The organism is Micropruina sonneratiae, from assembly GCF_025972045.1.
GTDB lineage: Bacteria > Actinomycetota > Actinomycetes > Propionibacteriales > Propionibacteriaceae > Micropruina > Micropruina sonneratiae.
The window spans coordinates 916,679-942,074 of record NZ_JAPDHX010000001.1 but is presented as its reverse complement, the minus strand read 5'-3'; the positions used below and the strand labels follow the sequence as shown (position 1 = coordinate 942,074).

Genomic DNA, 25,396 nt, shown 5'->3' with positions numbered 1-25,396 from the left:
CACCGCTGCGGCGAAACGGCCGGCATCGGCGCTTGAACCCGGTCTTCGATCGAGGCCCGCGGGGCTTGCGACCCGAGAGCCACTACCGAGGACCGACGATTCACGTGACCTCGCGCGGTGGACGGTGGTGGAAATCTGTTCAGTTGTGGCGGCCGGCTGGGCCGGGCTCGATTCTCCGAGACCCCGAACCGGCCGGGAAAGCTGTCAGGGGAGTGGCACCAGCCACTCCCCTGCTGAGTTCAGCGACGCAGGCCGAGACGCGCGATCAGTTCGCGGTAGTGCTCGACGTCCTGCTTGGCGACGTAGTTGAGCAACCGGCGGCGCTGGCCGACCAGCAGCATCAGCCCACGACGGCTGTGGTGATCGCCCTTGTGCACCTTCAGATGCTCGGTCAGGTGGGCGATCCGGCGGGTGAGCAGTGCGATCTGCACGTCCGGCGAACCCGTGTCACCCGGCTTGGTGGCGAATTCTTCGATGGTCTTCTTCTTCAGATCAGCGTCCATGAAGGTTGCTGCTCTCCTCTCGGTTTCCCGTTGCGCGGCGCAACCCTGCCGTTGGCACGATTTCCTGGGAAGATCGCTGGGCTGCTCTTTCGAGTCCGCGGGCGTCCTGACGCCAACAACGGAGTTTACCGCAGGCATCGGGGATGCCGAAATCCGTGCTGTCACGACACGGTCAGCGGCGATGGGCCTGGCGAGTTCGAGGACGACAAACACCGGAAGCGCCAGCCGGATCGCCGCATCGACGACGCACCGCAGGCGATGGCTGGGCCCGGTTCGGGTCCGGAGATCCCGGCGTTCGGCGGGATGACGGGGATCCTGCGGCGCCCCACGGAACCGTCATCCCGGCTTGGCCAGCGATGTCCGGGAACTGGTCGGCACGCCTTCCCCGGTGACGCGCACTGCTGCGGCGCCACAACTCAGCCACGACCAGCGTCGCTCCCGAAGCGTGCCGTCGGCGCTCAAGCGGGCCCGCCCTGCATGCACGGAAGTTCCGCCGTCCGGCGTCGGTGAGGTTGACTGGCCCCATGGCTTGGGCGACGGCGGCACTCGCGCTCGCCGTCGTGCTCGCCTGCGTCGTCGCGCTGCGCCAGCACCGCAGGGCCGCCGCGCTCAGCGTCGAGAACCAGCGCTGGCGCGAGTTCGCCCAGCAGCGCGCCGACCGGGTGAGCGTGCTCAGCCACGAGGTCAGGACGCCGCTGGCGCTGATCGCCGGCGCCTGCGAACTTCTCGAGGACGGCGCCACCGGTGAGCTCACCCAACGGCAGCGGGCTCTGGTGGACACGATCGGGGTGAAGAGTGGAGAGATGGTGCAACTGGCCGAGGACCTGCTCGCCGATGCCCGCATCGACGCCGAGCTGTTCACCCTGCACCTGAGCAGCGTCAACGTCCGCCGGCTGGCGTTCGACGTGGTGAGCGACCTGCGACGGCTGCACCCGGGCCGGATCACCCTGTCGGCCCGGGGCGCTCCCCCGCGGGTGTACGCCGACAGCGGCCTGCTGCGCCAGGCCCTGATCAACCTCGTCACCAACGCGCTGCGGCACGCTGGCGACGACGCGCACGTCACGGTCAGCGTCCGCACGATGGAGGACGGTGTCCTGATCGTGGTCAGCGACGACGGTGGCGGGATGACCGGCGAGCAGAAGCGGGACCTGTTCAGGCGCACGCTGGAGGGCAAGTCCGCCACCGGGCACGGTCTCGGCATGCTGATCACCAAACGGATCATCGAACTGCACGGCGGCCGCTGCCTGGTCGACACGATCAGCTCCAAGGGCACCGCTATTCTCACCTTCCTGCCACTACGGGCCGGCGGCGGCGACGGTGCCGGCCGGGAAGGGGTGGAGGCACCATGAGCGTGGGCCGGCGGATCCTGATCGTCGACGACGAGCCGCGGATGCTCGAGTTGCTGACGTTCGCGCTCGAGGCTGCCGGGTACGAGGTGCGCACCGCGTCGGACGCCGAGAGCGCCTGGCAGCTGGTGGGCGCCGAACCGCTGGCGCTGGTGGTGCTCGACGTGATGCTGCCCGGCCCGATGTCGGGCGTGGAACTGTGCCGCAGGGTGCGTGAGGCGTCCGACCTGCCGATCATCCTGCTCACCGCGCTGGGCGCCGACGGCGACCGCGTCCGGGGACTGGAGGCGGGCGCCGACGACTACGTGGTGAAGCCGTTCAGCCCGCGCGAACTGGTGCTGCGGATCGGCGCGGTGCTGCGCCGCGCCGCCGCGGGGCCGGCCACTGCGTCCGGCACCGAACGCACCGTGGGCGAGCTCCACCTGGACGCCGCCCGTTCGCGCGCGCTCAGCGGCGGCCGCGACCTGCACCTGTCGCCGTCGGAGTTCAAGCTGTTGTGGACGCTCGCCGAGCAGCCCGGGCGCACCGTCGGCTGGGCCGACCTGAGCGGGGCGCTCGGCCAGGCGTCCGGCCAGCGCGGCGGGCGACACGCCGTGCGGACCGCCGTCTACCGGCTGCGCGGCAAGCTCGGCGACGATCCGCACAACCCCCGGCACATCCTCAGCGACCACGGCCGCGGCTACCGGCTGGTCCCCCGCTGACGTCACGGGCCGGTGCTGTCCGCCGGCCACGGCGTCCCGGCTCGTCACAACGTCACACAACGGTGACCATCTGCGTCCGAACCGTGACCGACCACGGCTGGGGCCCGCCCTAGGGTGCCGGAGGAGGGGCAGTGCTGCCCCGGGTGACGAAGGAGACACACATGAAGCGAACCCGCACGATCAGGATCGCCGCAGCCGCGGCCGCCCTTTCCCTGGGCCTGGCCGGCTGCGCCGTCGAGGAGGGCCAGCAGGGCGGCAGCGACAAGCTGACCGTCGCCTGCGGCGCCATGGAGGAGGTCTGTGACGCGTGGACCAAAGCGTTCCAGGCCAAGACAGGCATTCCGACCAGCTTCGTCCGGCTCAGTTCCGGTGAGACCGTGGCCCGCCTCGGCGCCGCCAAGGCGTCGCCCGAGTTCGACGTGTGGCACGGCGGCCCCGCCGACGGCTTCGGTGCCGCCGTCGAGCAGGACCTGATCGAGAAGTTCGTGCCCGAGGAGGCCGCCAAGATCCCCGACAAGTACAAGGACCCGAACGGCTACTGGGCCGGTGTGTACGTGGGTGCGCTCGGCTTCTGCAGCAACACCAAGGTGCTGGACGAGCTGGGCCTCGACGTCCCCGACTCGTGGGAGGACCTGCTCGACCCGAAGCTGAAGTCGCAGGTCTCTACCGCCCATCCCTCCACGTCGGGCACCGCCTTCACCACCCTGTGGACGCAGGTCACCCGCCTCGGCAGCGAGGACGCCGGCCTCGACTACATGAAGAAGATGCACTCCAACGTGCTGCAGTACACCAAGTCGGGCACCGCCCCCGGCCAGGTCGCCGGCCGCGGCGAGGTCGCCGTCGGCCTCGTCTTCAGCCACGACTGCGTGCTGTACAAGGAGCGGGGCATGACCGACCTGGAGGTGTCGTTCCCGAAGGAGGGCACCGGCTACGAGGTCGGCGGGGTCGCGGTGATCAAGAACGCCAGGAACATGGACGCCGCCAAGCAGTACGTGAACTGGGCGCTGACCGCCGAGGCGCAGAACATCGGCCCGACCGTCGGCTCGTATCAGGTGCACACCAACCCCGAGGCAGCCTCGGACCCGCGGATGGTGACGCTGTCCGACATCAAGCTGGTCGACTACGACTTCGCCAAGGCGGCCGCGGCGAAGAAGGAACTCACCGCCCGGTTCGACGCCGAGATCGCCGCCCAGCCGAAGGAATGACGCTGCGATGAGCGCTGGAACCGTGCCGGCCGTGATCGAGCCGTCGGCCGCGACCCTGCCCACGCCCGCCAAGCGACGGCGGACGTCGGGCCGGGCCGGGGTCGACGTCTCGACCGTGGTCGTGGTGAGCGTCGTGGTGCTGCTGCTGGGGTTGATGATCGTCTACCCGCTGGGAATGATCTTCGCCCAGGCCTTCAGCCAGTCGGGCTGGGAGGTCGTCACCTCGATGTTCACCTCGGCGGTGAACCGCGGCATTGTGGCCAACACCCTGGTCCTGGGCACCGTGGTCGGGGCCCTGGGCACGCTGCTGGGGTTCGTCCTGGCCTACATCCAGGTGATGGTCGACTTCCGAGGCAAGAAGATCTTCCACTTGATCTGCCTGCTGCCTGTGGTGTCGCCGCCGTTCGCCGTGGCCACCGCGATCATCACCCTGCTCGGACGCCGAGGCATCATCACCTACGGCATCTTCGGCGCCCAGACCAACATCTACGGCCTGCCCGGGCTGACTTTGGTGCTGGTGCTGTCGTTCTTCCCGGTCGCCTACATGACCTTCAAGGGCATGCTCGAAAACCTCGACCCGGCGCTCGAGGAAGCCTCGGAGAACCTCGGCGGCTCGAAATGGCAGACCTTCTGGAAGGTCATCATCCCGATGCTGGTGCCGGGCTTCGCGGCGTCCTTCCTGCTGCTGTTCGTCGAGGCCATCGCCGACCTGGCCAACCCCCTGGTCATCGGCGGCGACTTCACCGTGCTGGCGTCCCGGGCGTTCATCGCCATCACCGGCGAGTACGACACGGCGGCCGGTTCTGCCTACTCGCTGATCCTGCTGCTGCCCGCCGTGCTGGTGTTCGTCATCCAGCAGTACTGGGTCAGCCGCAAGTCGACGATCAGCGTCACGGGCAAGCCGGCCGGCCAGCGCAGACTGCTGACCAACCCGTCGGGACGCGTCCCGCTGCTGGTGTTCGCCGGCCTGGTCGGTCTGGTGATCGTCGGCATCTACGCCACGGTGCTGATCGGCGCCTTCGTCAAGATCCTCGGCGTCAACAACGAGTTCACGCTGGACAACTTCAGGTACGTGCTGTCGGGCATCGGCAACGAGGCCATCATCGACACCACCGTGCTGGCCCTGATCGCCACCCCGATCGCCGGCCTGCTCGGCATGGTCATCGCCTGGCTGGTGGTGCGACGGCTGCGTCACGGGTCGGCCTGGCTGGACTTCCTCGGCATGCTCGGCCTCGCCGTGCCGGGCACCGTCGTCGGCATCGGCTACGCGATCGCGTTCAACCAGCCACTGATCATCGGCAACCGGATGTTCCTGCCGGCGCTCGGCGGCGGCGCCGCCATCCTCGGCGGCGCGGCCGCGATCGTCATGGTGTACACGATCCGATCGTTGCCCTCGGGCCAGCGCGCCGGCATCGCGGCGCTGCGCCAGATCGACCCCTCCATCGACGAGGCGTCCGCCTCGCTGGGAGCGACCGGCGTGACGACGTTCCGCACCATCACCCTGCCGCTGATCCGGCCGGCGTTCCTGTCCGGGTTGATCTACGCCTTCGCCCGATCGATGACCACCCTGTCGCCGATCATCTTCATCACCACTCCCGAGACCCGGATCATGACCAAGCAGATCCTCGCCGAGGTGGACGCCGGACGCTTCGGCAACGCCTTCGCCTTCTGCACCCTGCTGCTGGCCATCGTGGTCACTGTGATGGGTCTTCTCAGCCTGATCGTCCGCGGCAACCCCGCGGGCCGCAACTCCGTAGGAGCAGCCCAGTGACCGCCACCGACACCGCCCTGACCAGCACCGACGCCACCGCGGAGTTCGGCCGGATCAGCCTTCGCCAGCTGGTCAAGCAGTTCGACTCCCGCGAAGGGGCCACCCTGGCCGTCGACCACATCGACCTCGACACCGAGGCCGGTGAGTTCGTCACCCTGCTCGGCCCCTCGGGCTGCGGCAAGACCACCACGCTGCGGATGGTGGCCGGCTTCGAGACCCCGACGTCCGGGCAGATCACCCTCGACGGCGACGACATGACCCGGCTCACCCCCGACAAGCGGCCGATGTCGATGGTGTTCCAGAGCTACGCCCTGTTCCCGCACATGAGCGTCGCCGACAACGTGGCCTACGGGCTGAAGCTGAAGAAGCTGCCCAGGGCAGAGATCGCCGAGCAGGTCGAGGCCGCGCTGACCTCGATGGATCTGGTCCGGTTCGTCAATCGGGCACCCAGCCAGCTGTCGGGCGGCCAGCAGCAGCGGGTGGCACTGGCCCGGGCGATGGTGATGCGGCCCAAGGTGCTGCTGTTCGACGAGCCGCTGTCGAACCTGGACGCCAAGCTGCGGGTGCAGATGCGCACCGAGATCCGCAGCCTGCAGCAGCGGCTCGGCATCACGGCCCTGTACGTCACCCACGACCAGGATGAGGCGATGAGCCTGTCGGACCGGATCGTGGTGATGAACCACGGCCGGATCGAGCAGATCGGGACGCCGGAGGACATCTACCGGCATCCGGCGACCGTGTTCGTGGCCGACTTCATCGGTTCGGCGAACTTCCTGGAGTGCACGCTGCAGTCGGCGTCGGACGGCAACGCGATCGTCGAGGTGCTGGGCGGCGAGCGGACCATCCCGGCCGCGCCCGGCGTCGCGGCGGCGTCCGGCCACGTGGTGCTGGTGCGCCCTGAGTCGGTGAAGGTCAGTCGGCTCGTGCAGGCCCCGGCGGGCGCAGAAACGGTCGAGGGCAACCACGGCCGGGTGCTGCGCTCGGTGTTCTACGGCGAGCATGTCGAGTACGAGGTGGACACCGCCGCCGGGCCGATCGTGGCGATCGACAGCGACCCGGACCCCTCCGACATCCTCGCCGTCGGTGACGTGGTCGAGGTGGACTTCCCCCGCTCGCGCGGTTGGGTGCTGCCTGCCGAGTGAGCTTCGCAGTACGGGTGGCCCCGTCGGAGATGACATCGAGCCCGGGGCAGGCACGGGAGGACGAAGGATCGGTCCCGGCTAGCCTGGCCGGCATGGCAGGCGAGGCGACCCCGGCGTCCGGGCGGCGTGGGCGCGCTGCCCTGGCGTCCGTGGTCACGGTGGCCGCCGGACTCGCGGTGCACCTGGCCCTGCCCAGCAGCGTGGCCACCGACATCGCCGGCGACGCCCTGTACGCGGTGCTGATCTACGCCCTGGCCGTCACGCTGCTGCCGCGGTGGCGTCCGGCCCGGGTGGCGGTGATCGCGGGCACGTTCTGCGTCGCGATCGAGGTGTTTCAGCTCACCGGGCTGCCCCGCGCCTGGGCGGCGGTCTTCCGTCCCGCCGCTCTGGTGTTCGGAAGCGGCTTCGACGCCCGGGATCTGGTCGTCTACGTGGCTGCCGTCGCGCTGGCGGCGTCCATCGACGCCGCCCTGGGACGGCGCTCGCAAGGCTGACCGTTCTCACCAGCGCCCACTACTTTCACCTCCGGTCGACTGCTTTCGCGTTGTAACACGAAAGCAGTAACGGTTCGCGAAAGCTGTCGCCGTTGATGAGAACGGCAAACTCCCGGCGGGGCCCTGGTCTCGAAACGCGATCGACCGGAGCCCGTAGGGTCAGTAGCGATAGGCCGCGGCCTTGAACGGACCCGCGGCCTCCACACCCAGGTACTCGGCCTGAACCGGGGTGAGGGTGGTGAGCCGAGCGCCCAGCGCGGCCAGGTGCAGCCGGGCCACCTCTTCGTCGAGTTCCTTGGGCAGCACGTACACCCCGACCGGGTACTCCTCCGGCTTGGTGAACAGCTCGATCTGGGCCAGCACCTGGTTGGTGAATGAGTTGCTCATCACGAACGACGGATGCCCGGTGGCGTTGCCCAGGTTCAGCAGCCGGCCCTCCGAGAGCACCAGGATCGAGTGGCCGTCGGGGAACGTCCAGCGGTCGACCTGCGGCTTGATGACCGTGCGCTGCACACCCGGGTAGGACTCCAGGCCGGCCATGTCGATCTCGTTGTCGAAATGGCCGATGTTGCCGACGATCGCCAGGTGCTTCATCTTCGCCATCTGCTCGGCGCTCACCACGTCGCGGTTGCCGGTGCAGGTGATGATGATGTCCGCCACGTCGAGCACGTCGTCCAGCACCGCCACCTGGTAGCCGTCCATCGCCGCCTGCAGCGCGCAGATCGGGTCGATCTCGGTGACGATCACCCGGGCGCCCTGGCCCGACAGCGCCTCCGCGGCACCCTTGCCGACGTCGCCGTAGCCGCAGACCACGGCGGTCTTGCCGCCGATCAGCACGTCGGTGCCGCGGTTGATGCCGTCGATCAGCGAGTGCCGGATGCCGTACTTGTTGTCGAACTTGCTCTTGGTGACCGAGTCGTTGACGTTGATCGCCGGGAACAGCAGCGACCCCTGCCTGGCCATCTCGTACAGCCGGTGCACACCGGTCGTGGTCTCCTCGGTGACGCCGCGCAGTTCGTTCGAGATCGCCACCCAGTCCAGGGCGGACGCCCGCAACTGCTGCAGCACCACCGCGTACTCTGCCGAGTCACCCGGGCCCGCCTGCGGCACCGCACCGGCCTTGGCGAACTCGACGCCCTTGTGCACCAGCAGGGTGGCGTCGCCGCCGTCGTCCAGGATCATGTTCGGACGCCGCTCGCCCCAGTCCAGGATCTGCTCGGTGCACGCCCAGTACTCGGGCAGCGTCTCGCCCTTCCAGGCGAACACCGGGACGCCCTGCGGGTCCTCGGGGGTGCCGTCCGGGCCGACGACGACCGCGGCGGCGGCGTGGTCCTGGGTGGAGAAGATGTTGCAGGACGCCCAGCGCACCTCGGCCCCCAGCGCCACCAGGGTCTCGATCAGCACCGCTGTCTGCACGGTCATGTGCAGCGAACCGGCGATCCGGGCCCCGGCCAGGGGCTTGCTGTCGGCGTACCGCTCCCGCATGGCCATCAGGCCCGGCATCTCGTGCTCGGCAAGTTCGATCTCTTTCCGCCCGAAGTCGGCCAGGTTCAGGTCAGCGACGCGATAATCCACCGCAGCAGCCTAGTGCAGCCCGCCCGGCTCCCCCGCCGCCTGCGCCGGGGGCAGCGGCGCGCGGGCCGCGTCCCGAGCCGGAACCGTCCGTCCTGCGGACATCGGCGGGTTCGTCTGACAGCGCGGCCCCGGCGCGGTTGGATGGGGGGCGTACAGCCATCAGAAGGAGAGCCATGGGCTTCGTGCTCGGCATACCGGTCAGCGCCGACCCCGCCGAACGGCGCACCCCGATCGTGCCGGACGTGGCGAACAAACTGCGGTCGCTGGGGGCTACCCTGCTGATCCAGCGCGGAGCCACCGACCGCGCCCACCTCACCGAGTTCGACCTCGGCGAGGTCACCTGGGCGGCCACCACCGAGGAGGTGATAGCCGGCTCCGACGTGGTGTGGACGATCGGCCCGCCGGCTCCCGAGGCCCTGGCGGCCCTGCGCCGGGGCACCATCCTGATCGGCACGCTGGCCCCCTTCGCGGACGCCGAACGAGTCCGGGCGCTCGCCGCCGGCGGTGTGGACTCGTTCGCCATGGAGCTCCTGCCGCGCATCTCTCGCGCCCAGTCGATGGACATCCTGTCCAGCCAGGGCGCGGCGTCCGGTTACCAGTGCGCGCTGATCGCCGCCGCCCGCTGCCCGAAGTTCTTCCCGATGCTCACCTACGCCGCCGGCACGGTCCGCCCGGCCCGGGTGCTGGTGATCGGGGCCGGGGTGGCCGGGCTGCAGGCGATCGCGACGGCGAAGCGGCTGGGCGCGATCGTCGAGGGCTACGACGTCCGCCCCGAGACCCGGGAACAGATCGAGTCGCTGGGCGCGAAGTTCGTCGACACCGGGGTCGCCGCCGTCGGCGAGGGCGGCTACGCCCGTGAGTTGACCGAGGCCGAGAAGGGCGCCCAGGAGGCCAAGCTCGGCAAGGCGATCGCCCAGTGCGACGTGCTGATCACCACGGCCGCGGTGCCCGGCAAGCGGGCCCCCCGGATCGTCAGCGAGATGATGGTCAACGCGATGCGGCCCGGTGCCGTCGTCGTCGACATGGCCGCCGAACAGGGCGGCAACGTGTACGGGACGGTGGCGGGCTCGGAGGTCCGGGTCGGGCCGGCACACATCGTCGGACCGGTCAACCTGCCCAGCCGGATGCCGGTGCACACCTCGGAGATGTTCGCCAAGAACCTCTACAACTTCACCGCCCCGATGGTGACCGACGGCAGCCTCGCCATCGACCTCACCGACGAGGTGATCGCCGGCACCGCGCTGACCCTGGACGGCGCCGTGGCCAGCCCGCTGGTGGCACGGGTGCTGGGGCTCGGACAACCATCGCCGGAACAACCGCCGGGCGACCAGCCGCAGGCGGGACGAGGGGACGCGTGACGCCATGACCGACCTGCTCTACCTGTACATCTTCATGCTGGCCGCATTCGTCGGCTACGAGGTGATCTCGCGGGTGCCGGTGATCCTGCACACCCCGCTGATGTCCGGCTCGAACTTCGTGCACGGCGTGGTGCTGGTCGGCGCCATGTACGCGCTCGGTCACGCCGAGACGCCGCTGGAGATCGTGCTCGGCTTCCTGGCGGTGCTGCTGGGCGCCGCGAACGCCGCGGGCGGCTACGTGGTGACGGAACGGATGTTGGCGATGTTCGCACCCAAGAAGAAGAAGCTCCCCGCCGGCGAGCAGGAGGCCTGATCACCGTGGAGTGGCTTGTCAACGGGGTGTACCTGCTGGTCGCCGTGCTGTTCATCCTCGGCCTGAAGGCGATGTCGTCGCCGGTCAAGGCGCGCAGCGGCATCGCCTGGGCCGGGGTCGGCATGGTGCTGGCCACGCTGGTCACCTTCCTGGTGCCCGGCATGCAGAACCTGGCCCTGATCCTGGTCGCCATCGTGCTGGGCGGCGGTGTCGCCTGGTGGGCCGGACGCGTCGTCAAGATGACCGACATGCCGCAGATGGTCGCCATCTACAACGGCATGGGCGGCGGTGCCGCAGCCCTGATCGCCGCGGTCGAGTTCGCCCGCGCCGAGGTGCACGGGCCGGTGGTGGGCACCCTGGCGGTGCTGGGCTCGCTCATCGGCTCGGTCGCGTTCAGCGGTTCGGTGGTTGCGTTCCTGAAGCTGCAGGGCGTGATGAAGAAGGCGATCCGGCTACCGGCCCAGAACCTCATCAACATCGTGCTGGCGCTACTCACCATCGCGCTCGGTGTCGTGATCGTGCTGTCGTCGATGGGCACCGGCTCGGCCAACCCGTGGCTGCTGGTGCTGTTCTTCGTCCTGTCGCTCGCCCTGGGCGCGATCGTGACGATGCCGATCGGCGGCGCCGACATGCCGGTGGTGATCTCGCTGCTGAACGCCTTCACCGGCCTCGCGGTCGGCTTCGAGGGCTACGTGCTGGGCAACCCGACCCTGATCATCGCCGGCATCGTCGTGGGCGCCTCCGGCACCCTGCTCACCCAGCTGATGGCCAAGGCGATGAACCGGCCCATCCTCGGCGTCCTGTTCACCCCGATCAGCGGCGAGGCGCAGGCCGGTGGCGCGATCGAGGGCAGCATGAAGGAGATGTCGGCCACCGACGCGGCCGCGCTGATGCGCTACTCCGAGAAGGTCATCATCATCCCCGGCTACGGGATGGCCGTGGCCGGCGCCCAGCACAAGGTGTGGGAGATGGCCAAGCTGCTCGAGGACGCCGGGGTCGAGGTGTCGTTCGCGATCCACCCGGTGGCCGGCCGGATGCCCGGCCACATGAACGTGCTGCTCGCCGAGGCCGGCGTCCCGTACGAGAAGATCTTCGACCTCGACGAGATCAACGCCGAGTTCCCGCAGTCGGACGTGGCGCTGGTGATCGGCGCCAACGACGTGGTGAACCCGGTGGCGCGCACCGACAAGTCGTCGCCGATCTACGGCATGCCGATCCTGGACGCCGACAAGGCCCGCAACTGCATCGTGATCAAGCGAGGCCGCGGCGCCGGCTACTCCGGGATCGAGAACGCGCTGTTCTACGCCGACAACACCTCGATGCTGTACGGCAGCGCACAGCAGGCCGTCGGGGACGTGATCGGCCAGCTCAAGGAGCTCGGCTGAGGCTCCCGTGGGTTGCGGGGGTCGTAGGCTAGCCAGCGTCTGACACAATGAGTCGTTCGATCCGGCCCGGCGGCCACCGACACGACACCTGAACCGTGGAGGAAATCTATGACGGAGCCCATCGTGGTGCGACTGTGCACAGAGGACGACCTCGCCTCGTTGGCACGCCGGGAGCCGCATCCGAACGCGCGGTATGCGCAGGGCCATTTCGAGCACCAGCAGCAGGGCAACTACTTCTTCGCGATCGCCCTGCGCGGCGACACCCAGCTGGGTACCAGCGTGCTGGACTGCCGCGAGGACAACCTGCTGCAGCCGGAGCTCAAGAGCCTGTGGGTCTATCCGGAGTCGCGTCGCCAGGGCGCGGCGCGGGAACTGACCCGGTTCCTCGAGCAGCAGGCCATCGAGCTGGGCTTCGACGAGATCTTCCTGCGGGTCGACCCGCAGAACGCTGCGGCGATCCCGATGTACATCTCGCTCGACTACACCCCCACCGGCGACCACAAGCTGACCACGTACCAGTACGTCGACGGGCTCGGGAACACCCACTCCCGCGAGGAGATGGACGCGATCTACCGCAAGTCGCTGCGGCTGCTCTGAGGAGGTCGCCGAAGCCGGGCTGACCAGGGAATTCAGTCGGCCTGGTCGAGGCCGACGGCCAGCACGCTGACCCGGCCGCGGTTCCAGTCGAGGTTGAGCACCACGTTGCTGTGCTCGGCGTGGAAGTCCGACACCCATACCTTCTGAGTGAGGGTGGTCACGGCCAGGTGGCCCAGGTCGCCGGCCTGGCGTCCGCGCACCTGCAGGGTGGTGCCGTCGGCGAAGCAGATCCGCGCCAGCCCCCGCGACGGGCCCGGACGCACGGCGCGCAACGGAACGTTGCGACGGACCACGTTGCCGAGCCGGTTCAGCAGGATCTGCACCGGGGCCAGGCCGAACTCCTCCTCGACCCGGCGTCCGACCTCCCACAGTTCCTCGGCATCGCCCCTGGCGAGGCCGAGCGTGTTGAGCGGGGCGGGGCTGTAGTCGGCCGGCACGACCTGCGCCGTTGATTGCCGACGGGAACCCTTCGGCAGCACCACCGCGACCGCGACGAGCGCGGTGACGACGAGGAGCGCGACCAGCCAGGCCATGGGTCAACTGTGCGCTTCCGCCCGACGCTGCGCAATAGCCCGCACCCCCTCCCCCCCGGCTCGCCTAACTACCGAGCGCTCGCGAAGCTTGGCGGTGGCGCTCGGTAGTTGGGCGAGCGGCGGAAGGCGGACGGTCAGGCGCCGAGGATCTCGTGGGTGCGGCGGACGTCGTCGTCCATCTGCTCGATCAGCGCGTCGATACCGTCGAACCGCACCATGCCGCGGATCCGCGCCACGAACTCCACCGCGATCGGCGCGTCGTACAGCTCCAGGTCGGTGCGGCCGAGCACGTAGGACTCGACCCGGCGCTGGACGCCGTCGAAGGTCGGGTTCGTGCCCACCGAGATCGCCGCCGGCCAGCGCGGCGCGCCGCTGCCGGCCCCGAGCAGCAGGCCGTGCGCGTCGCGTCCGTCGAGCCGGGTGAGCCAGCCCGCGTAGACGCCGTCGGCGGGACACGCCAGCTCGTCGGGCACCGGCAGGTTCGCCGTCGGGTAGCCGAGCTCGCGGCCGCGGTGGTCGCCGTGCGCGACCACCCCGGTGAACCGGAAGGCACGGCCGAGGTGCTCGGCGGCGTGCGCGACGTCGCCGCGCGCCAGCGCCTCCCTGATCACCGTCGAGCAGGTCTCCTCGTCGCCGTAGCGGACGAGCCGCAGCCCCTCGACCTCGAACCGGCCCCGGCCCAACTCACGCAGCGTCTCGACGTTGCCCGCGGCGCGGTGCCCGAAGCGGAAGTTGTCGCCCACCACGATCAGTTCGGGGTCGAGCGGCCACAGCACCCGGTCGACGAACTGCTCGGGACTGAGTTGGGCGAACTCGGGGGTGAAGTCGATCACCTCGACCCGGTCGGCCCCGGCGGCCTCGAGAAGCGCGATCCGGTCGGCCAGCCCGGTCAGCAGCATCGGCGCCTGCTCGGGACGCAGCACCCGAACGGGGTGCGGCCAGAACGTGACCACCACCAGCGGCAACTCCGGACGCCGGGTCCTGGCCTCGCTCAACACCTCCACATGGCCCGGATGGACGCCGTCGAAGTTGCCGATCACGACCACGGTTCCGCTCACGAGGAGCCACCCTAGTCCGTCCCCCGCAACCCCCGGAGCAGCGGGACGCCGGAGTGGTTGGATGGTGCGCATGGAGTTTCGTCATCTGGGCAGCTCGGGGCTGAAGATCTCCGAGATCACCTACGGCAACTGGCTGACCCACGGGTCGCAGGTCGAGAACGAGGCGGCGCTGGCCTGCGTGCGGGCCGCGCTGGACGCAGGCATCACCACCTTCGACACCGCCGACGTCTACGCCAACACCAAGGCCGAGACGGTGCTGGGTGAGGCGCTGGCCGGTCAGCGCCGCGAGTCGATCGAGATCATGACCAAGGTGTTCTGGCCGACCGGCCCGGGCGGCCACAACGACTCGGGACTGTCCCGCAAGCACATCATGGAGTCGATCAACGGCTCGCTGACCCGGCTGCGGACCGACTACGTGGACGTGTACCAGGCGCACCGCTTCGACGTGGAGACTCCGTTGGAGGAGACCATGCAGGCCTTCGCCGACGTCGTCCGGGCCGGCAAGGCGCTCTACATCGGGGTCAGCGAATGGTCGGCCGACCAGCTGCGCGCCGGGCAGCAACTGGCGAAGCAGCTCGGCTTCGCCCTGGTGTCGAACCAGCCGCAGTACTCGATGCTGTGGCGGGTGATCGAGGACGAGGTGGTGCCCGCCTCGAAGGAGCTCGGCATGTCCCAGGTGGTGTGGTCGCCGATCGCGCAGGGCGTGCTGACCGGCAAGTACCTGCCGGGCGAGGCGGCCCCCGAGGGCTCCCGGGCCACCGACACCAAGGGCGGCCAGCGGACGATCAGCCGGTTCATGGACGACACGATCCTCGAACGGGTGCAACGGCTGCAGCCGATCGCGTCCGATCTCGGCATCACGATGGCGCAACTGGCGATCGCCTGGGTGCTGGCCAACGACAACGTCGCCTGCGCCATCGTCGGCGCGTCGAGGCCTGAGCAGGTCACGGGCAACGCGCAGGCGTCCGGGGTGAGGCTGTCGGCCGAGGTGCTGGCCGCGATCGACGAGGCACTGGGCGACGTGGTGGTGCGTGACCCGGCGCTGACCGCGCAGAGCACCCCCGAGAAACGCCCGAGCTGACCCCGCCGATCGCGGTCAAAGCAGGCTGAGGCGCTGCAGCAGGTGCAGCGCCTGCCTGGTCGCCGGCGTCGACGGCACGCCGCGGCGGCACAGCAGCTGCGCCAGGTCGGACGCCCGGCCGGCCCGCGCGAGCCGGCGCAGCCGGGCCTCCAGCGGCAGAGCACCCATCGCGAAAGTCGCGGCGGGCACCGCCAGCCAGCCCGGACGCCGGCCGTCGTCGGGCCAGTCGAGCGTCGGCCCTGCGGCCGCGCCGCCGTCCAAGGGTTCACGGCGGGACGCCTCGGGAGCCGCCCACGGCACCCGGCCGGCGAGCGCGGCCAGCACGGTGAACACGAAGCCGGTGTGGTAGGTGCTGAGCACCGCGGCGTCCGCGGCAGCGACAGCGGCACCCTCGGGCTGCGGCAGGGCGAGGGTCAGCGACGGCAGCGTGCCGACCTGCTCGGCCACCTCGGCCAGCACCCGCAGTGCGGTGGCTTCGACCGGCCCGGCCGGCACTCCCAGCAGCGGCCAGGTGAGCAGCAGCTCTCCGGCCAGGTCATAGTCGTCGTCATCGAGGGCGCCGGCCAGTGCCGAGCGTGCCTGCGCCACCAGGCCGGGCACCAGCGTCGTGGGCACGGCGCCCGGGCAGCGCCCGAAATCGGTGGCGTAGAACAGCGCGTGGGTGAACGCGTAGTGATCGTCGCGGGTGCCGTGCAGCACGTCGAGTTCGTGCGCGAGCACGGTGCCGGCCAGGTCGGCCGGGTCGATCGTCGGGTCGCCGTCGAGCATGCCGAGCAGCCACAGCCGCTCCAGCCCACGGTGCGGCAGCAGTTCGCGGCCCTGCGCGGCCGAGGCCTCGAAGCAGGCACGCAGCAGGGCATCGATTGCCTCCGACCGGGAGTGTTCGCGCAGGACCAGGTAGGGCACGGCCAGTTCGAACGACGCCGAGGCGTGCAGGGCCAGGGCGAGCAGCGTGCGCGGATCCCGGGCCAGCGCGGCCACCCGGTCGGCGAGCGCCCGCCACTGCGGCCCGCGATGCTCCCTGGGCAGGGCGCGCAGCAGGATCGCCGTCTCGGCGATCACCTTGCCGGTGCTCGCGCCCAGCTCGGCGGCGGCGTCCGGGTCGGCGGTGGTGACGATGTCGAGGGCGCGGTGCGCCAGGGTGAGGCCGCGGCCGACCCAGACATGGTCGATCGGCGGTGCGGATGTCGGCGCCGGGCCGGGCGCCCCCGGCCGGGACGCGAGCCCGGCCGGGGGTGCGGTGGTGGTGGTGATCACCCGATCCGGCCCTGGCCGAGCTTGGCGTTCAGCTCGCGCAGGTTCAGGGTGAGCTCCTTGAGCAGCTCGTCGCGGGCGTCGAAGCCCCGCCACTTGAAGATGCGGTAGTCACTGCCGCACCACCGGATCCAGCCGTCGTCGTCGTAGACGGAGCCGCCGAGTTCGGTCACGGTCGAACCGACCGCGGCGAAGTCGATGGCACGGGCGAAGTTCGCAGCCAGCTTGGCGTCGATCTCCTCGTTGGGCATGTCGCCTCCTATCAGAGCGGTCCGGGTGTTCGGGCCTGCCTGTCAGGAGCGGACGCCGCAGCGTCCGGGACTGCGCAGAACTACTCCCACAGCACGATCCGGCGGCCCTCCACCTCGGCCACCCGGGCCGGGGTCTCGAACAGGTCGCTGAGCTGCTCGACGGTGATCACCTGCTCGACGCTGCCCTGGGCGACCACCCGGCCCTCACGCATCGCCACCACCTCGTCGGCGTAGCGGGCGGCGACGTTGAGGTCGTGCAGCACCACCACGATCCGTAGGTCACGCTGAGTCACCAGCCGGGTGAGCAGCCGCATCAGCTCGACGGCGTGCCGGGGGTCGAGGTTGTTCAGCGGCTCGTCGAGCAGCAGGTAGTCGGTGTCCTGGGCCAGCGCCATCGCCACGAAGGCGCGCTGCCGCTGCCCGCCGGACAGTTCGTCGAGGAAGCGTCCGCGCACCGGTTCGAGGCCCAGCAGATCGAGGGCGTTCTCGATCCGGGCGCGGTCGTGCACGCTGCGACCGTTGCCGCCGTGCGGGAAGCGACCGAAGCCGACCAGCTCCTCGACGCTGAGCCGGATCGGCAGGTGGTTCTCCTGGCGCAGGACGGCCAGCCGGCGGGCCAGGTCGCGCGAGCGGGTGGTGGCGACGTCGAGACCGCCGACCACGACGCGTCCGGCATCGGCGCGGATCAGCCGGCCGATGGAGCACAGCAGGGTCGACTTGCCGGCGCCGTTGGGCCCGATGATTGCGGTCAGCCCGTCTCCGAGCTCGATCGTGACGTCGTCGACCGCCACGATGTCACCGTGCCGCTTGGTCAGCGAATCAGTCTGGATCATCGGATCACCGTGCCCTTCCGGCCAGCACGAGGGCGATGAACACGACCCCGCCGAGGAATTCGATCACGACCGGCAGCTCGGTGGCGAAGCCGAGCACCCGGTCGAGGAACCACTGCCCGCCCACCAGGGCGATCAGCCCGATCAGCACGGCCGCGGGCAGGCTGCGCGAGTGCCGGTGACCCACCATCGTGTAGGCGACGTTGGCGACCAGCAGGCCGAAGAACATCACCGGCCCGACCAGCGCGGTGGACGCTCCCACCAGGACCGCGACCACGACGATCACGTGCATCACGACCCGGCGGTGCTCCACCCCGAGCCCGATCGCGGGCGCCTCGCCCAGGCCGAGCACGTCGAGGTCGTGCCGGATCGGCCACAGGCTGGCCAGCGCCGCCAGCACCAGCACGGCGGTGGGCAGCAGCAGGGTGCGGTCGACGGAGGTGAAGCTCGCGAACGCGAGGTCCTGCACGATCGCGAACGTGTCGGGGTCGAGTAGCCGCTGCAGGAAGGCGGTGATCGAACGGAACACCGTGCCGAGCACCAGTCCGGCCAGCACGATCACGTGCAGGTCGAGCCGGCGGCCCATGAACAGCCACCAGTACAGCCCGACCACGAAGCCGGACATCAGCACCAGTTCGACCCCCCACGACACCAGCGGCGGCGTCGCGACCAGCACCACCGGCCCGAGCGCGAACACGGTGAACACCTGGATGGCCATGAACACCGCGTCGAACCCCATGATCCCGGGGGTCAGGATGCGGTTGGCGGTGATGGTCTGGAACAGCACGGTCGAGACGCCGACGGCGACCGCGACCAGCAGCATGCCGGCGAGGGTGCGGCCGCGCAGGTCGAGCGGGTACTGCCACCGGGCCGGCAGGTCCTGGAACAGGTAGAGCGCGAGCACCCCTGCCGCCACGACTGCGAGCAGGGCGATCCGGGCGCCCGGACCGAAGGCCGGACGGCGCCGGGCGGAGGTGGTGCCTGACGCGGCGCCCGAAGCAATGGGACGGGTGCCGGCTCCGGCGCGGGTGTGCTCAGCCACGGCGTCGGCCCACCGGAACCGGCCGGGCGGCCGGACGTGACGCGCGCCCCGGCTGCGAGGCGGGACCGAGCAGCAGCCACAGGAAGGTCACGCCGCCCACGATGCCCATCACGATCGAGATCGGGATCTCGAACGGGAACCGGACGAGGCGTCCGATCAGGTCACAACCCAGCACCAGGGCGGCCCCGAGCAGGGCGACCAGTGGCACCGCCCTACGCATGTGGTCGCCGATCATCCGGCTGACCAGGTTGGGCACCACCAGGCCCAGGAACGGCACCAGCCCGGTGGTCACCGACACGATGCCGGTGACGACAGCGACGATGGTGACCCCCAGCAGCAGGACGCCGCGGCTGTCCAGGCCCAGCCCGCGCGCGGTGTCCTCGCCGAGGGCTGCGACGGTGAACCGGTCGGCGGCGACCCAGGCCACCAGCGCGGCAGCGGCGGCGAGGTAGAGCATCTCGTAGCGGCCACGCAGGATGCCAGAGAAGTCGCCGACGCTCCAACTGAGCAGCTCCTGCAGCAGTTCGGTGCGGTAGGCGATGAAGGTGGTCACGGCGCCGATCACGCCGCCGTACATGATGCCGATCACCGGCACCAGCACGCTGGAGCGGACGGGGATGCGCCGCGCCAGCGCGAGGAAGCCGAACACGCCGACCAGCGCGCCCAGGGTGGCCACCGCGGCCTTGCCGGCCAGCGGCAGCCCCGGAGTGGTCAGCAGCAGCATCAGCAGGACGAAGCTGGCGGCGTCCCCGGCGCCGGTGGTGGTCGGTTCGACGAACCGGTTGCGCGTCAGCAGCTGCATGATCAGGCCGGTGACAGCCATCGCCGCCCCGGTCAGGACCAGGGCGGCGGTGCGCGGCAGCCGGCTGGCGAGCAGCACGAAACGGTCGAGTTCGGCGACACCGACCAGCACGGACGCCGTCGCGAGGGCCGTGACCAGCACGACCCCCGCGACGATCAGCAGGGTGGGACGCTTCAGCGCCGGCTCACTTGTCCAGCACGGACTGCACCGAGTCGAGCACCCGATCGATGGCGGTGACGCCGTTGATCACGATGTAGAGCTCGGGCGCGGGCAGGTAGATGATCTGCTGCTCCTTGCCCGCGGTCGTCTTCGCCACCAGCTCGTTGCTCAGGGTCTCCTCGGCGCTGGCCGGCTCACCGGTGGCGGCGCCGCGATCGAACGCGATGATCCAGTCGGGGTTGGCCTTCAGGATGAACTCGTTCGAGACGGTGTCGCCGTGCGAGGAACCCTCCGCGCCCGGCAGCTCGGCGGCCGGGACCGCCGGGGTGAAGCCGAGGGTGTCGAAGAAGTAGCCGAACCGGGAGCCTTCACCGAACGCGCCGTACTCGCCGCCGGAGACCGACAGCACCAGCGCGGTGCCGGCGTCCTTGGCCGAGGCCTGCAGCGCCTGCTGCTTGGCCTTGATGGCGTCGGCCAGTTTGGTGACCTCGTCGGCCTTGTCGAAGATGGTGCCGAGCTGCTCGGCGCGGACCAGCCCGGCGTCGGGGTCGAAGGTGCCGGCGTACTTGGCGGTCAGGTCGATCGTGGTGCCGATGCGCGCCAGTTCGTCGTACTGGCCGGTGCTGCGGGCCGCCGTGACGATCAGGTCGGGCGCCAGCGCGCTGACGGCCTCGAAGTCGGGCTCGAACAGGGTGCCGACCTTGGGCAGGTCGGCGTACGTGGAGAGGTAGTCGGGCAGGCCGATGGTGGGGATGCCCACCACGCTGTCACCGGCGCCGATGGCGTCCAGCGTGTCGAGGGTGGCGATGTCGAAGGTGACCACCTTGGCCGGGTTCTGCGGCACCGTGACCGAGGCGCGGGCCACCTCGAGGTCCTCCTGCATCGAGGTGGTGCCCTCTTCCTCGACCTGCTTCAGGGTCGGCTTGGCGTTCTCGACCTCGACCGTCGGACCGGCGGGCGTGGAGGCCGCGGGGGTGCCGGCGCTGCAGGCGGTGGCCAGCAGCGCAACCGCGGCGAGCAACACCGCAGGCAGGGCCCGGCGGTCCGATTTCGGGTCGTCAGGGGCAACGTGCGGGGAGATTTATTTGAGTACACGCGCATAACGTATTTAGTCGACAGCCTTGTGGTGGCTCCGGTCCGCAGTGTGAACACACGCCTCGCCAGCGGCACTGCCCGGCGCTGGGGAATTCGGTCGTGCGGGCTCAGTTGAGCGGGCCGCGCGACCCGAGGTCGTCGTCGGGGTGCTCGAACCTCATCGGACGGTGCTGCCGCTTGTTCACCAGGAACATCACCAGGCTCAGGCCGACGCCGATCGCCAGCAGCACCGCGGCGATCCAGTACTGCTCGAGGGAGCGGCCGGTCCACGGCCCGACCAGATAGGCGCAGCTCAACGCGCCGACGATCGGCAGCCAGCTCGGGGCGGTGAAGTGGTCGTGCTCGACGGTGTCCTTGCGCAGCACCAGCACGGCCACGTTGACCAGGGCGAAGACGCCGAGCAGCAGAAGCGCGGTGGTGCCGCCGAGTTGGGAGACCTGGCCGACGAAGGTGATCAGCCCGACGGCCAGCGCGGTGGTGAACAGGATCGCGACCCACGGCGTCCGCCGTCCCTTGAGCACCTTGCCGAAGACCGGAGGCAGCACGCCCTCGTTCGCCATGCCGTACAGCAGCCGCGACGCCATCAGCATGTTGATCAGGGCCGAGTTGGCGACCGCGAACATCGAGATGAACGGGAAGATGGCCGCGATCGGCAGGTCCGGGGCGCCGGTCTGGACAACCAGCAGCAGCGGGGTGGCGCCCTCCTGAGACAACTCGCCCGGCGGCACCAGGGCCACCGCGGAGATGGACACCAGTACGTAGATCAGCCCGGTGATGCTCAACCCGGTGAGCATGATCCGCGGGAAGATCCTGGTCGGGTCCTTGGTCTCCTCGGCCATGTTGACCGAATCCTCGAACCCGACCATGGCGAAGAAGGCGAGCGAGGTCGCCGTGGTGACTGCGATGAAGACGCCCTTGTCCTCGGGGGTGTCGAAGACGGTCACCCGGGAGAAGTCGGCCCTGCCCTGCGACATGGCGAAGACGGCCACGAAGATGACCAGCAGCAGGCCGGACAGCTCGATGCAGGTCAGCACCACGTTCGCCTTGACGCTCTCGCCGACTCCGCGAACGTTGACCGCGGCCACCAGCAGCATGAAACCGATCGCGATCACCGTCGTGAGGGCCGCCGAGGCGTCCATGCCGAAGCCCTTCTGCAGGTTCTCGGCGAAGGCGCGGGCGGCGGTCGAGGCCGAGGTGATGCCCGAGGTCATCACGGTGAAGGCGACGACGAAGGTGAGGAAGTGGATGCCGAAGGCTCGGTGGGTGTACAGCGCCGCACCGGCGGCCCGCGGATACTTGGTGACCAGCTCCAGGTAGCTGTAGGCGGTGATGGTGGCCACCACGAAGGCGATCAGGAACGGCAGCCAGACGACCCCGCCCACCTCTTTGGCCACGACGCCGGTCAGGGCGTAGATGCCGGTGCCGAGGATGTCGCCCACGATGAACAGCAGCAGCAGGCCCGGCCCCATCACCCGCTTCAGTTCGTTGGGCTTGCCGGTTTCGGTCTGTTCGGTGGCGGACATGGCAACCTCCGGGGTGTGTGGCTACACCCTGCACCACCTGCGGACGCCTGACAAGCGTCTTCCGGGCGGGAGAACTCAGCCGACCAGCACCGCCACCGGGACCGCGCGCTCCCCCTCGGGACGGTAGAGCGCGAGCAGCTCGTCGTCGTGCAGCAGGGCGGTCACCTCGGCCGGCACCGGACGCCGCAGCGGCCGCCCGTGGCCGACATCGCGGGCCTCGTCGGCGTCCAGCTCGAGGCAGGCGAAGCTGCGCCGGGCCACCTCGGCCAGTGGGATCAGGGCCGGACGCCTGGGCGGGTCGGCCGTCAGCGCCACGGGCGTCAGGGCACCGACCAGGTCGAACCCGCCGACCTTCGTCCGGCGCAGGGCGGTCAGATGCCCGCCGACGCCGAGTGCCGTTCCCAGGTCGCGGGCCAGGGCCCTGATGTAGGTGCCTGAGGAGCAGTCGACGACGACGTCGAGGTCGACCACGGCGACGCCGTCGGCGGTGGCGTCACGGCGTCCGAGCACCTCGAAGCGGCTGACGGTGACGGGGCGTCCGGCGAGCTGCACGTTTTCACCACGGCGGGCGCGGGCGTAGGCCCGCTGGCCGTCGATCTTGATCGCCGACACCGTCGAGGGCACCTGGACGATGTCGCCGCGCAGCGGCGCCAGCGCGGCCTCGATCGCGTCGTCACCCAACCCCGCGGCACCCGCGGTGGAGGTGGCCTCGCCCTCGGCGTCGTCGGTGACGGTGGCGACGCCGAGCCGGACCGTGGCGGTGTAGCTCTTGGAGGTGAGCGCCAGGTGGCCGAGCAGCCGGGTGGCCCGGTTCACGCCGACGACCAGGACGCCGGTCGCCATCGGGTCGAGGGTGCCGGCGTGGCCGACCTTGCGGGTGCCGAGCAGCCGGCGGCATCGGCCGACGACCTGATGGGACGTCCAGCCCTGCGGTTTGTCGACGACCAGGATGCCGCTGTCATTCACCCGCTCAGGGTAGTGACTCAGGCGGGGGCCACCTCACGCCGGACGATGGTACGCAACGTGCCCAGGTCGCGGACCCGACTGAAACCGGCCCGCTCGAACATGTGCAAGGTGCCGTTGAACAGGAAGGACGCCGACAGCTTGCGGCCGTCCAGATCGTGCCGTGGGAACCCTTCGACGCTGCCGCCGCCGGCCCGGGCGATGGCATCCAGTGCCCCGCCCAGCGCCAGTTCGGCGACGCCGTGTCGCCGGTGGTCGCGGTCCACGAAGAAGCAGGTGATCCGGTACCTCGTAGGCTCGATGCCGCTGGCGTCGTACTCCTTGTGGTGATAGATGTTCGGCAGCTCGGCGGGGCTGCCGTACTCGCACCAGCCGACCGCGGCGTCACCCTCCATCACCAGGGCGTGGTGCGCGACGCCGTCCTCGACGAGGTCCTTCTTGGCCGCGCAGTTGCCGTCCTGGGTACCCGTCCCGGGCTGCTCGTGGAACCACAGGCACCAGCACCCGCCGAAAATGCCGTTGTGCTTGCGCACCAGCGCCTCGAACGCCGGCCAGGTCGCCGCGGTCAACTCCTCCACGCGGTACTGGGTCATGCCGTCCTCCCGTCTCGTGCTCACGTCGCTCACCCTAGGCACCATTCCGGACGGATCACTACCGGTAGGGGGCGTTCGAGGTCTTCGACGAACTCACCCAGGGCGTGGTGACGGACGCCTCCCGCCGCGACTACCTTCGCGCCATCGACGACCTGGCCGCTCAGGCGGTGGTGCTGGCCTGCACCGAGATCGGCCTACTGGTCGGCCCCGAGGAGAGCCCGCTGCCGCTGATCGACTCGGCCCAGGCCCACGCCGACGCCCTGGCCGACGTCGCGCTCGGGGTGGGCGCGGCAGCGGCGTCCCGCTGACCCACCCCGCCCCGCGCTGTCAGGCGTTCAGGGCCACGTAGCCGTATAGATCGGTCTGCCGCTCGTTCACCCACAGCGGGTCGCCGCCGTCGGGGCGGTCCACCAGCAGCGTGCGTCCGTAGGACTCGTCCACCAGTGCGCAGCCGATGCCATGGGCCTCGAGCCGGCCCTGCAGCGCCTGCACGTCGCCGTCGTACTCGAACGACAGTTGCGCCGAGGCCTCGGTCCCGTCGTGCGCGGCGGCCAGCCCGCCACCGTCGGCGGACGCCTGGTACCAGCCCCCACCGTCGCTGGCGACCGTGCCGCGCAACCCGAGCCCGTTCAGCACGTAAGCCGCGCCCGCGACGTCGGGGGTCACCCACAGCGCCAGGGCGGCCAGTTCGGCCACCTCGGCCGTGACCTGGCCGGGGGTCGGGGCCAGCAGGAACAGGTGTTGACCGTCGGCCGCCACCGCCTCGATCGCCTTGCCGTCCGAGCGCGCGAAGCGGCGCACCTCCACCCCGGACGCCTGGGCGAGGCGGCCGGCCACGGCGTCCAGCTCGTCGGTCTCGAAGCCCAGCGCCGCGCCGCCGTCGAGCGGGTCGCCGGCGTCCACGGCGTGCAGCGCCACCCGTCCCGACCCGGCCTGGAACACCGTCCAGACATCGGACCCACCGGTTTCGGCCTCGGTCGGCAACTCGACCAGGCCGAGCGCCCGCAACAACGCGCGGTACTCACCCACCCGGCTGGTGTACTGCACGGGCCTACTGATGATCATCACTGCTCCTTGAGGTAGTCACGGGCGAGCCGCTCGACGAACGCCGACATGCTCAGCCCCTCGTCGATGGCCCGGTGCTTCAACGCCGTGACCAGCGACTTCGGCAGGTACACGTTGAACTGGACCTTGGGGTCCTCGTCCTCATTTGCTCGCATACTTGAATGCTAGCATTCTAGGCGCGAAATGCAAGCCCCCACAAGCGAACCAGCGCCCACGATAGCTCGTGGGCGCTGGTGTTTGACGGAGCCGATCGGGGCGCTCAGGCCTCCGGGTCGTCCGGCTTGCGGTACGGATCCGCCTCGCCGGCATAGGACGCCTCGGCGGCCTGGGCGGCCACCGCCTCGTCGGCGGCGCGAGCCCGGGCCAGCACGTCCTCGATCGCGGCGGCCGATTCGGGGACCGAGTCGAGCACGAACGCGATGGTCGGGGTGAACTTCATCCCGAGTTGCTTGCCCACCTGCGAGCGGATCAGCCCCCGCGCCGACTCGAGCGCCGCGGCGCTGTCGGTGCGGGCCTGCTCGTCGCCCATCACGGTGTAGAAGACGGTCGCCTCCCGGCCGTCGCCGGTGAGCCGGACGTCGGTGAGCGTCACGAACCCGAGCCGGGGATCCTTGATCCTCCGCTCGAGCAGCTCCGCCACGATCACCTTGATCTGCTCGGCGACCTTGATGTAACGCGGGTTACCCATCACGGGCCTCCTTCTCGGCGGGTCACGAAACGCCCCCACCCTAGTGCGCCAAGGCCCCGGTGGAGGACA

Annotated in this window: 28 protein-coding genes; 12 read left to right on the top strand and 16 right to left on the bottom strand. The window is 70.2% G+C overall.

Going from position 1 to position 25,396, the window contains the following annotated elements; all coding sequences use genetic code 11:
- Positions 1-239: 239 nt before the first annotated feature.
- Positions 240-503, bottom strand: a complete 264-nt coding sequence (rpsO, locus tag OIE40_RS04710; protein WP_264700488.1) for a 30S ribosomal protein S15 — start codon at positions 501-503, stop codon at positions 240-242.
- Positions 504-1,027: 524 nt separating this feature from the next.
- On the opposite strand from rpsO, the gene OIE40_RS04705 reads away from it, so the two are divergent.
- The 6 genes from OIE40_RS04705 (at position 1,028) to OIE40_RS04680 (ending at position 7,162) form a co-directional block, all read left to right on the top strand.
- Entirely contained in the window at positions 1,028-1,852 is an 825-nt protein-coding gene (locus OIE40_RS04705) for a sensor histidine kinase (RefSeq protein WP_264700485.1), read from the top strand.
- Positions 1,849-2,550, top strand: coding sequence for a response regulator transcription factor (locus tag OIE40_RS04700; RefSeq protein WP_264700484.1), 702 nt, complete (start codon positions 1,849-1,851; stop codon positions 2,548-2,550). Before OIE40_RS04705 ends, OIE40_RS04700 begins: the two co-directional genes overlap by 4 nt.
- A 161-nt stretch (positions 2,551-2,711) precedes the next feature.
- Entirely contained in the window at positions 2,712-3,755 is a 1,044-nt protein-coding gene (locus OIE40_RS04695; RefSeq protein WP_264700482.1) for an ABC transporter substrate-binding protein, read from the top strand.
- 7 nt (positions 3,756-3,762) lie between these two features.
- Positions 3,763-5,526, top strand: coding sequence for an ABC transporter permease (locus tag OIE40_RS04690; protein ID WP_264700480.1), 1,764 nt, complete (start codon positions 3,763-3,765; stop codon positions 5,524-5,526).
- Positions 5,523-6,668 carry an ABC transporter ATP-binding protein gene (locus tag OIE40_RS04685; RefSeq protein ID WP_264700478.1) on the top strand — a complete coding sequence of 382 codons (1,146 nt, stop codon included), beginning with the start codon at positions 5,523-5,525 and terminating at the stop codon, positions 6,666-6,668. The genes OIE40_RS04690 and OIE40_RS04685 overlap by 4 nt, the downstream gene beginning before the upstream one ends.
- Before the next feature lie 92 nt (positions 6,669-6,760).
- On the top strand, positions 6,761-7,162 hold the full coding sequence (locus OIE40_RS04680) for a ribosomal maturation YjgA family protein (RefSeq protein WP_264700476.1): 402 nt from the start codon (positions 6,761-6,763) through the stop codon (positions 7,160-7,162).
- Between the two features lie 159 nt (positions 7,163-7,321).
- Here OIE40_RS04680 and ahcY read toward each other — a convergent pair whose 3' ends face one another.
- Positions 7,322-8,737 (bottom strand): adenosylhomocysteinase, encoded by a 1,416-nt coding sequence (ahcY, locus tag OIE40_RS04675; protein ID WP_264700474.1) that lies wholly within the window; start codon positions 8,735-8,737, stop codon positions 7,322-7,324.
- Between the two features lie 173 nt (positions 8,738-8,910).
- Between ahcY and OIE40_RS04670 the strand changes: the two genes are divergently transcribed.
- The 4 genes from OIE40_RS04670 to OIE40_RS04655 all read left to right on the top strand — a co-directional run bounded on the left by OIE40_RS04670 (position 8,911) and on the right by OIE40_RS04655 (position 12,390).
- Complete coding sequence (locus OIE40_RS04670) at positions 8,911-10,095, top strand: NAD(P) transhydrogenase subunit alpha (protein ID WP_264700473.1); 1,185 nt, start codon at positions 8,911-8,913, stop codon at positions 10,093-10,095.
- 4 nt (positions 10,096-10,099) lie between these two features.
- Entirely contained in the window at positions 10,100-10,408 is a 309-nt protein-coding gene (locus OIE40_RS04665; protein ID WP_264700471.1) for an NAD(P) transhydrogenase subunit alpha part 2, read from the top strand.
- A 5-nt stretch (positions 10,409-10,413) separates the two neighbouring features.
- Positions 10,414-11,793: an NAD(P)(+) transhydrogenase (Re/Si-specific) subunit beta gene (locus tag OIE40_RS04660; RefSeq protein WP_264700470.1), complete on the top strand. Its 1,380-nt coding sequence runs from the start codon at positions 10,414-10,416 to the stop codon at positions 11,791-11,793.
- Positions 11,794-11,901: 108 nt separating this feature from the next.
- On the top strand, positions 11,902-12,390 hold the full coding sequence (locus tag OIE40_RS04655) for a GNAT family N-acetyltransferase (RefSeq protein WP_264700468.1): 489 nt from the start codon (positions 11,902-11,904) through the stop codon (positions 12,388-12,390).
- 32 nt (positions 12,391-12,422) lie between these two features.
- Here OIE40_RS04655 and OIE40_RS04650 read toward each other — a convergent pair whose 3' ends face one another.
- Together OIE40_RS04650 and OIE40_RS04645 are read right to left on the bottom strand one after the other, a co-directional pair.
- Positions 12,423-12,923 (bottom strand): hypothetical protein, encoded by a 501-nt coding sequence (locus OIE40_RS04650; protein WP_264700466.1) that lies wholly within the window; start codon positions 12,921-12,923, stop codon positions 12,423-12,425.
- A gap of 134 nt (positions 12,924-13,057) precedes the next feature.
- A complete protein-coding gene (locus tag OIE40_RS04645) occupies positions 13,058-13,981 on the bottom strand; it encodes a bifunctional riboflavin kinase/FAD synthetase (protein WP_264700464.1) in 924 nt (307 codons plus the stop codon).
- A gap of 70 nt (positions 13,982-14,051) precedes the next feature.
- Between OIE40_RS04645 and OIE40_RS04640 the strand changes: the two genes are divergently transcribed.
- Positions 14,052-15,062 (top strand): aldo/keto reductase family protein, encoded by a 1,011-nt coding sequence (locus tag OIE40_RS04640; RefSeq protein WP_264700462.1) that lies wholly within the window; start codon positions 14,052-14,054, stop codon positions 15,060-15,062.
- A 15-nt stretch (positions 15,063-15,077) separates the two neighbouring features.
- Here OIE40_RS04640 and OIE40_RS04635 read toward each other — a convergent pair whose 3' ends face one another.
- The 9 genes from OIE40_RS04635 to OIE40_RS04595 all read right to left on the bottom strand — a co-directional run bounded on the left by OIE40_RS04635 (position 15,078) and on the right by OIE40_RS04595 (position 23,598).
- Positions 15,078-16,319, bottom strand: a complete 1,242-nt coding sequence (locus OIE40_RS04635) for a DUF6895 family protein (RefSeq protein ID WP_264700461.1) — start codon at positions 16,317-16,319, stop codon at positions 15,078-15,080.
- Positions 16,316-16,567 carry a hypothetical protein gene (locus tag OIE40_RS04630; RefSeq protein ID WP_264700460.1) on the bottom strand — a complete coding sequence of 84 codons (252 nt, stop codon included), beginning with the start codon at positions 16,565-16,567 and terminating at the stop codon, positions 16,316-16,318. Before OIE40_RS04630 ends, OIE40_RS04635 begins: the two co-directional genes overlap by 4 nt.
- An 80-nt stretch (positions 16,568-16,647) precedes the next feature.
- Positions 16,648-17,400, bottom strand: coding sequence for an iron ABC transporter ATP-binding protein (locus OIE40_RS04625; protein ID WP_264700459.1), 753 nt, complete (start codon positions 17,398-17,400; stop codon positions 16,648-16,650).
- Between the two features lie 4 nt (positions 17,401-17,404).
- Positions 17,405-18,439 (bottom strand): iron chelate uptake ABC transporter family permease subunit, encoded by a 1,035-nt coding sequence (locus OIE40_RS04620; RefSeq protein WP_264700457.1) that lies wholly within the window; start codon positions 18,437-18,439, stop codon positions 17,405-17,407.
- Positions 18,432-19,382 carry an ABC transporter permease gene (locus tag OIE40_RS04615; RefSeq protein WP_264700456.1) on the bottom strand — a complete coding sequence of 317 codons (951 nt, stop codon included), beginning with the start codon at positions 19,380-19,382 and terminating at the stop codon, positions 18,432-18,434. Before OIE40_RS04615 ends, OIE40_RS04620 begins: the two co-directional genes overlap by 8 nt.
- A 43-nt stretch (positions 19,383-19,425) precedes the next feature.
- Positions 19,426-20,424: a siderophore ABC transporter substrate-binding protein gene (locus tag OIE40_RS04610; RefSeq protein ID WP_264700454.1), complete on the bottom strand. Its 999-nt coding sequence runs from the start codon at positions 20,422-20,424 to the stop codon at positions 19,426-19,428.
- Positions 20,425-20,602: 178 nt separating this feature from the next.
- The gene (locus OIE40_RS04605; protein WP_264700452.1) at positions 20,603-22,018 is read right to left on the bottom strand and encodes an APC family permease; all 1,416 of its coding nucleotides are present in this window, start codon (positions 22,016-22,018) and stop codon (positions 20,603-20,605) included.
- A gap of 75 nt (positions 22,019-22,093) precedes the next feature.
- A complete protein-coding gene (gene truB, locus OIE40_RS04600; protein WP_264700450.1) occupies positions 22,094-22,984 on the bottom strand; it encodes a tRNA pseudouridine(55) synthase TruB in 891 nt (296 codons plus the stop codon).
- Between the two features lie 17 nt (positions 22,985-23,001).
- Positions 23,002-23,598, bottom strand: a complete 597-nt coding sequence (locus tag OIE40_RS04595; RefSeq protein WP_264700448.1) for a GNAT family N-acetyltransferase — start codon at positions 23,596-23,598, stop codon at positions 23,002-23,004.
- 83 nt (positions 23,599-23,681) lie between these two features.
- On the opposite strand from OIE40_RS04595, the gene OIE40_RS04590 reads away from it, so the two are divergent.
- On the top strand, positions 23,682-23,882 hold the full coding sequence (locus tag OIE40_RS04590) for a hypothetical protein (RefSeq protein WP_264700447.1): 201 nt from the start codon (positions 23,682-23,684) through the stop codon (positions 23,880-23,882).
- A gap of 19 nt (positions 23,883-23,901) precedes the next feature.
- Here the strand turns inward: OIE40_RS04590 and OIE40_RS04585 are convergent, their stop codons facing one another.
- From OIE40_RS04585 to rbfA, 3 genes are all read right to left on the bottom strand, one after another.
- Positions 23,902-24,639 carry a hypothetical protein gene (locus OIE40_RS04585; protein ID WP_264700445.1) on the bottom strand — a complete coding sequence of 246 codons (738 nt, stop codon included), beginning with the start codon at positions 24,637-24,639 and terminating at the stop codon, positions 23,902-23,904.
- Positions 24,639-24,794: a ribbon-helix-helix domain-containing protein gene (locus OIE40_RS04580; protein WP_264700443.1), complete on the bottom strand. Its 156-nt coding sequence runs from the start codon at positions 24,792-24,794 to the stop codon at positions 24,639-24,641. The genes OIE40_RS04585 and OIE40_RS04580 overlap by 1 nt, the downstream gene beginning before the upstream one ends.
- Before the next feature lie 104 nt (positions 24,795-24,898).
- Positions 24,899-25,327 carry a 30S ribosome-binding factor RbfA gene (gene rbfA, locus OIE40_RS04575; protein ID WP_264700441.1) on the bottom strand — a complete coding sequence of 143 codons (429 nt, stop codon included), beginning with the start codon at positions 25,325-25,327 and terminating at the stop codon, positions 24,899-24,901.
- Positions 25,328-25,396 lie beyond the last annotated feature (69 nt).

Coding starts and splice junctions, on each gene's coding strand:
- OIE40_RS04695 (WP_264700482.1), top strand. CDS start 2,712: ATGAAGCGAACCCGCACGATCAGGATCGCCGCAGCCGCGGCCGCCCTT.
- OIE40_RS04585 (WP_264700445.1), bottom strand. CDS start 24,639: ATGATCATCAGTAGGCCCGTGCAGTACACCAGCCGGGTGGGTGAGTAC.
- OIE40_RS04625 (WP_264700459.1), bottom strand. CDS start 17,400: ATGATCCAGACTGATTCGCTGACCAAGCGGCACGGTGACATCGTGGCG.
- OIE40_RS04655 (WP_264700468.1), top strand. CDS start 11,902: ATGACGGAGCCCATCGTGGTGCGACTGTGCACAGAGGACGACCTCGCC.
- OIE40_RS04705 (WP_264700485.1), top strand. CDS start 1,028: ATGGCTTGGGCGACGGCGGCACTCGCGCTCGCCGTCGTGCTCGCCTGC.
- OIE40_RS04630 (WP_264700460.1), bottom strand. CDS start 16,567: ATGCCCAACGAGGAGATCGACGCCAAGCTGGCTGCGAACTTCGCCCGT.
- OIE40_RS04665 (WP_264700471.1), top strand. CDS start 10,100: ATGACCGACCTGCTCTACCTGTACATCTTCATGCTGGCCGCATTCGTC.
- rbfA (WP_264700441.1), bottom strand. CDS start 25,327: ATGGGTAACCCGCGTTACATCAAGGTCGCCGAGCAGATCAAGGTGATC.
- OIE40_RS04605 (WP_264700452.1), bottom strand. CDS start 22,018: ATGTCCGCCACCGAACAGACCGAAACCGGCAAGCCCAACGAACTGAAG.
- OIE40_RS04640 (WP_264700462.1), top strand. CDS start 14,052: ATGGAGTTTCGTCATCTGGGCAGCTCGGGGCTGAAGATCTCCGAGATC.
- OIE40_RS04670 (WP_264700473.1), top strand. CDS start 8,911: ATGGGCTTCGTGCTCGGCATACCGGTCAGCGCCGACCCCGCCGAACGG.
- rpsO (WP_264700488.1), bottom strand. CDS start 503: ATGGACGCTGATCTGAAGAAGAAGACCATCGAAGAATTCGCCACCAAG.
- OIE40_RS04690 (WP_264700480.1), top strand. CDS start 3,763: ATGAGCGCTGGAACCGTGCCGGCCGTGATCGAGCCGTCGGCCGCGACC.
- OIE40_RS04580 (WP_264700443.1), bottom strand. CDS start 24,794: ATGCGAGCAAATGAGGACGAGGACCCCAAGGTCCAGTTCAACGTGTAC.
- OIE40_RS04700 (WP_264700484.1), top strand. CDS start 1,849: ATGAGCGTGGGCCGGCGGATCCTGATCGTCGACGACGAGCCGCGGATG.
- OIE40_RS04650 (WP_264700466.1), bottom strand. CDS start 12,923: ATGGCCTGGCTGGTCGCGCTCCTCGTCGTCACCGCGCTCGTCGCGGTC.
- OIE40_RS04680 (WP_264700476.1), top strand. CDS start 6,761: ATGGCAGGCGAGGCGACCCCGGCGTCCGGGCGGCGTGGGCGCGCTGCC.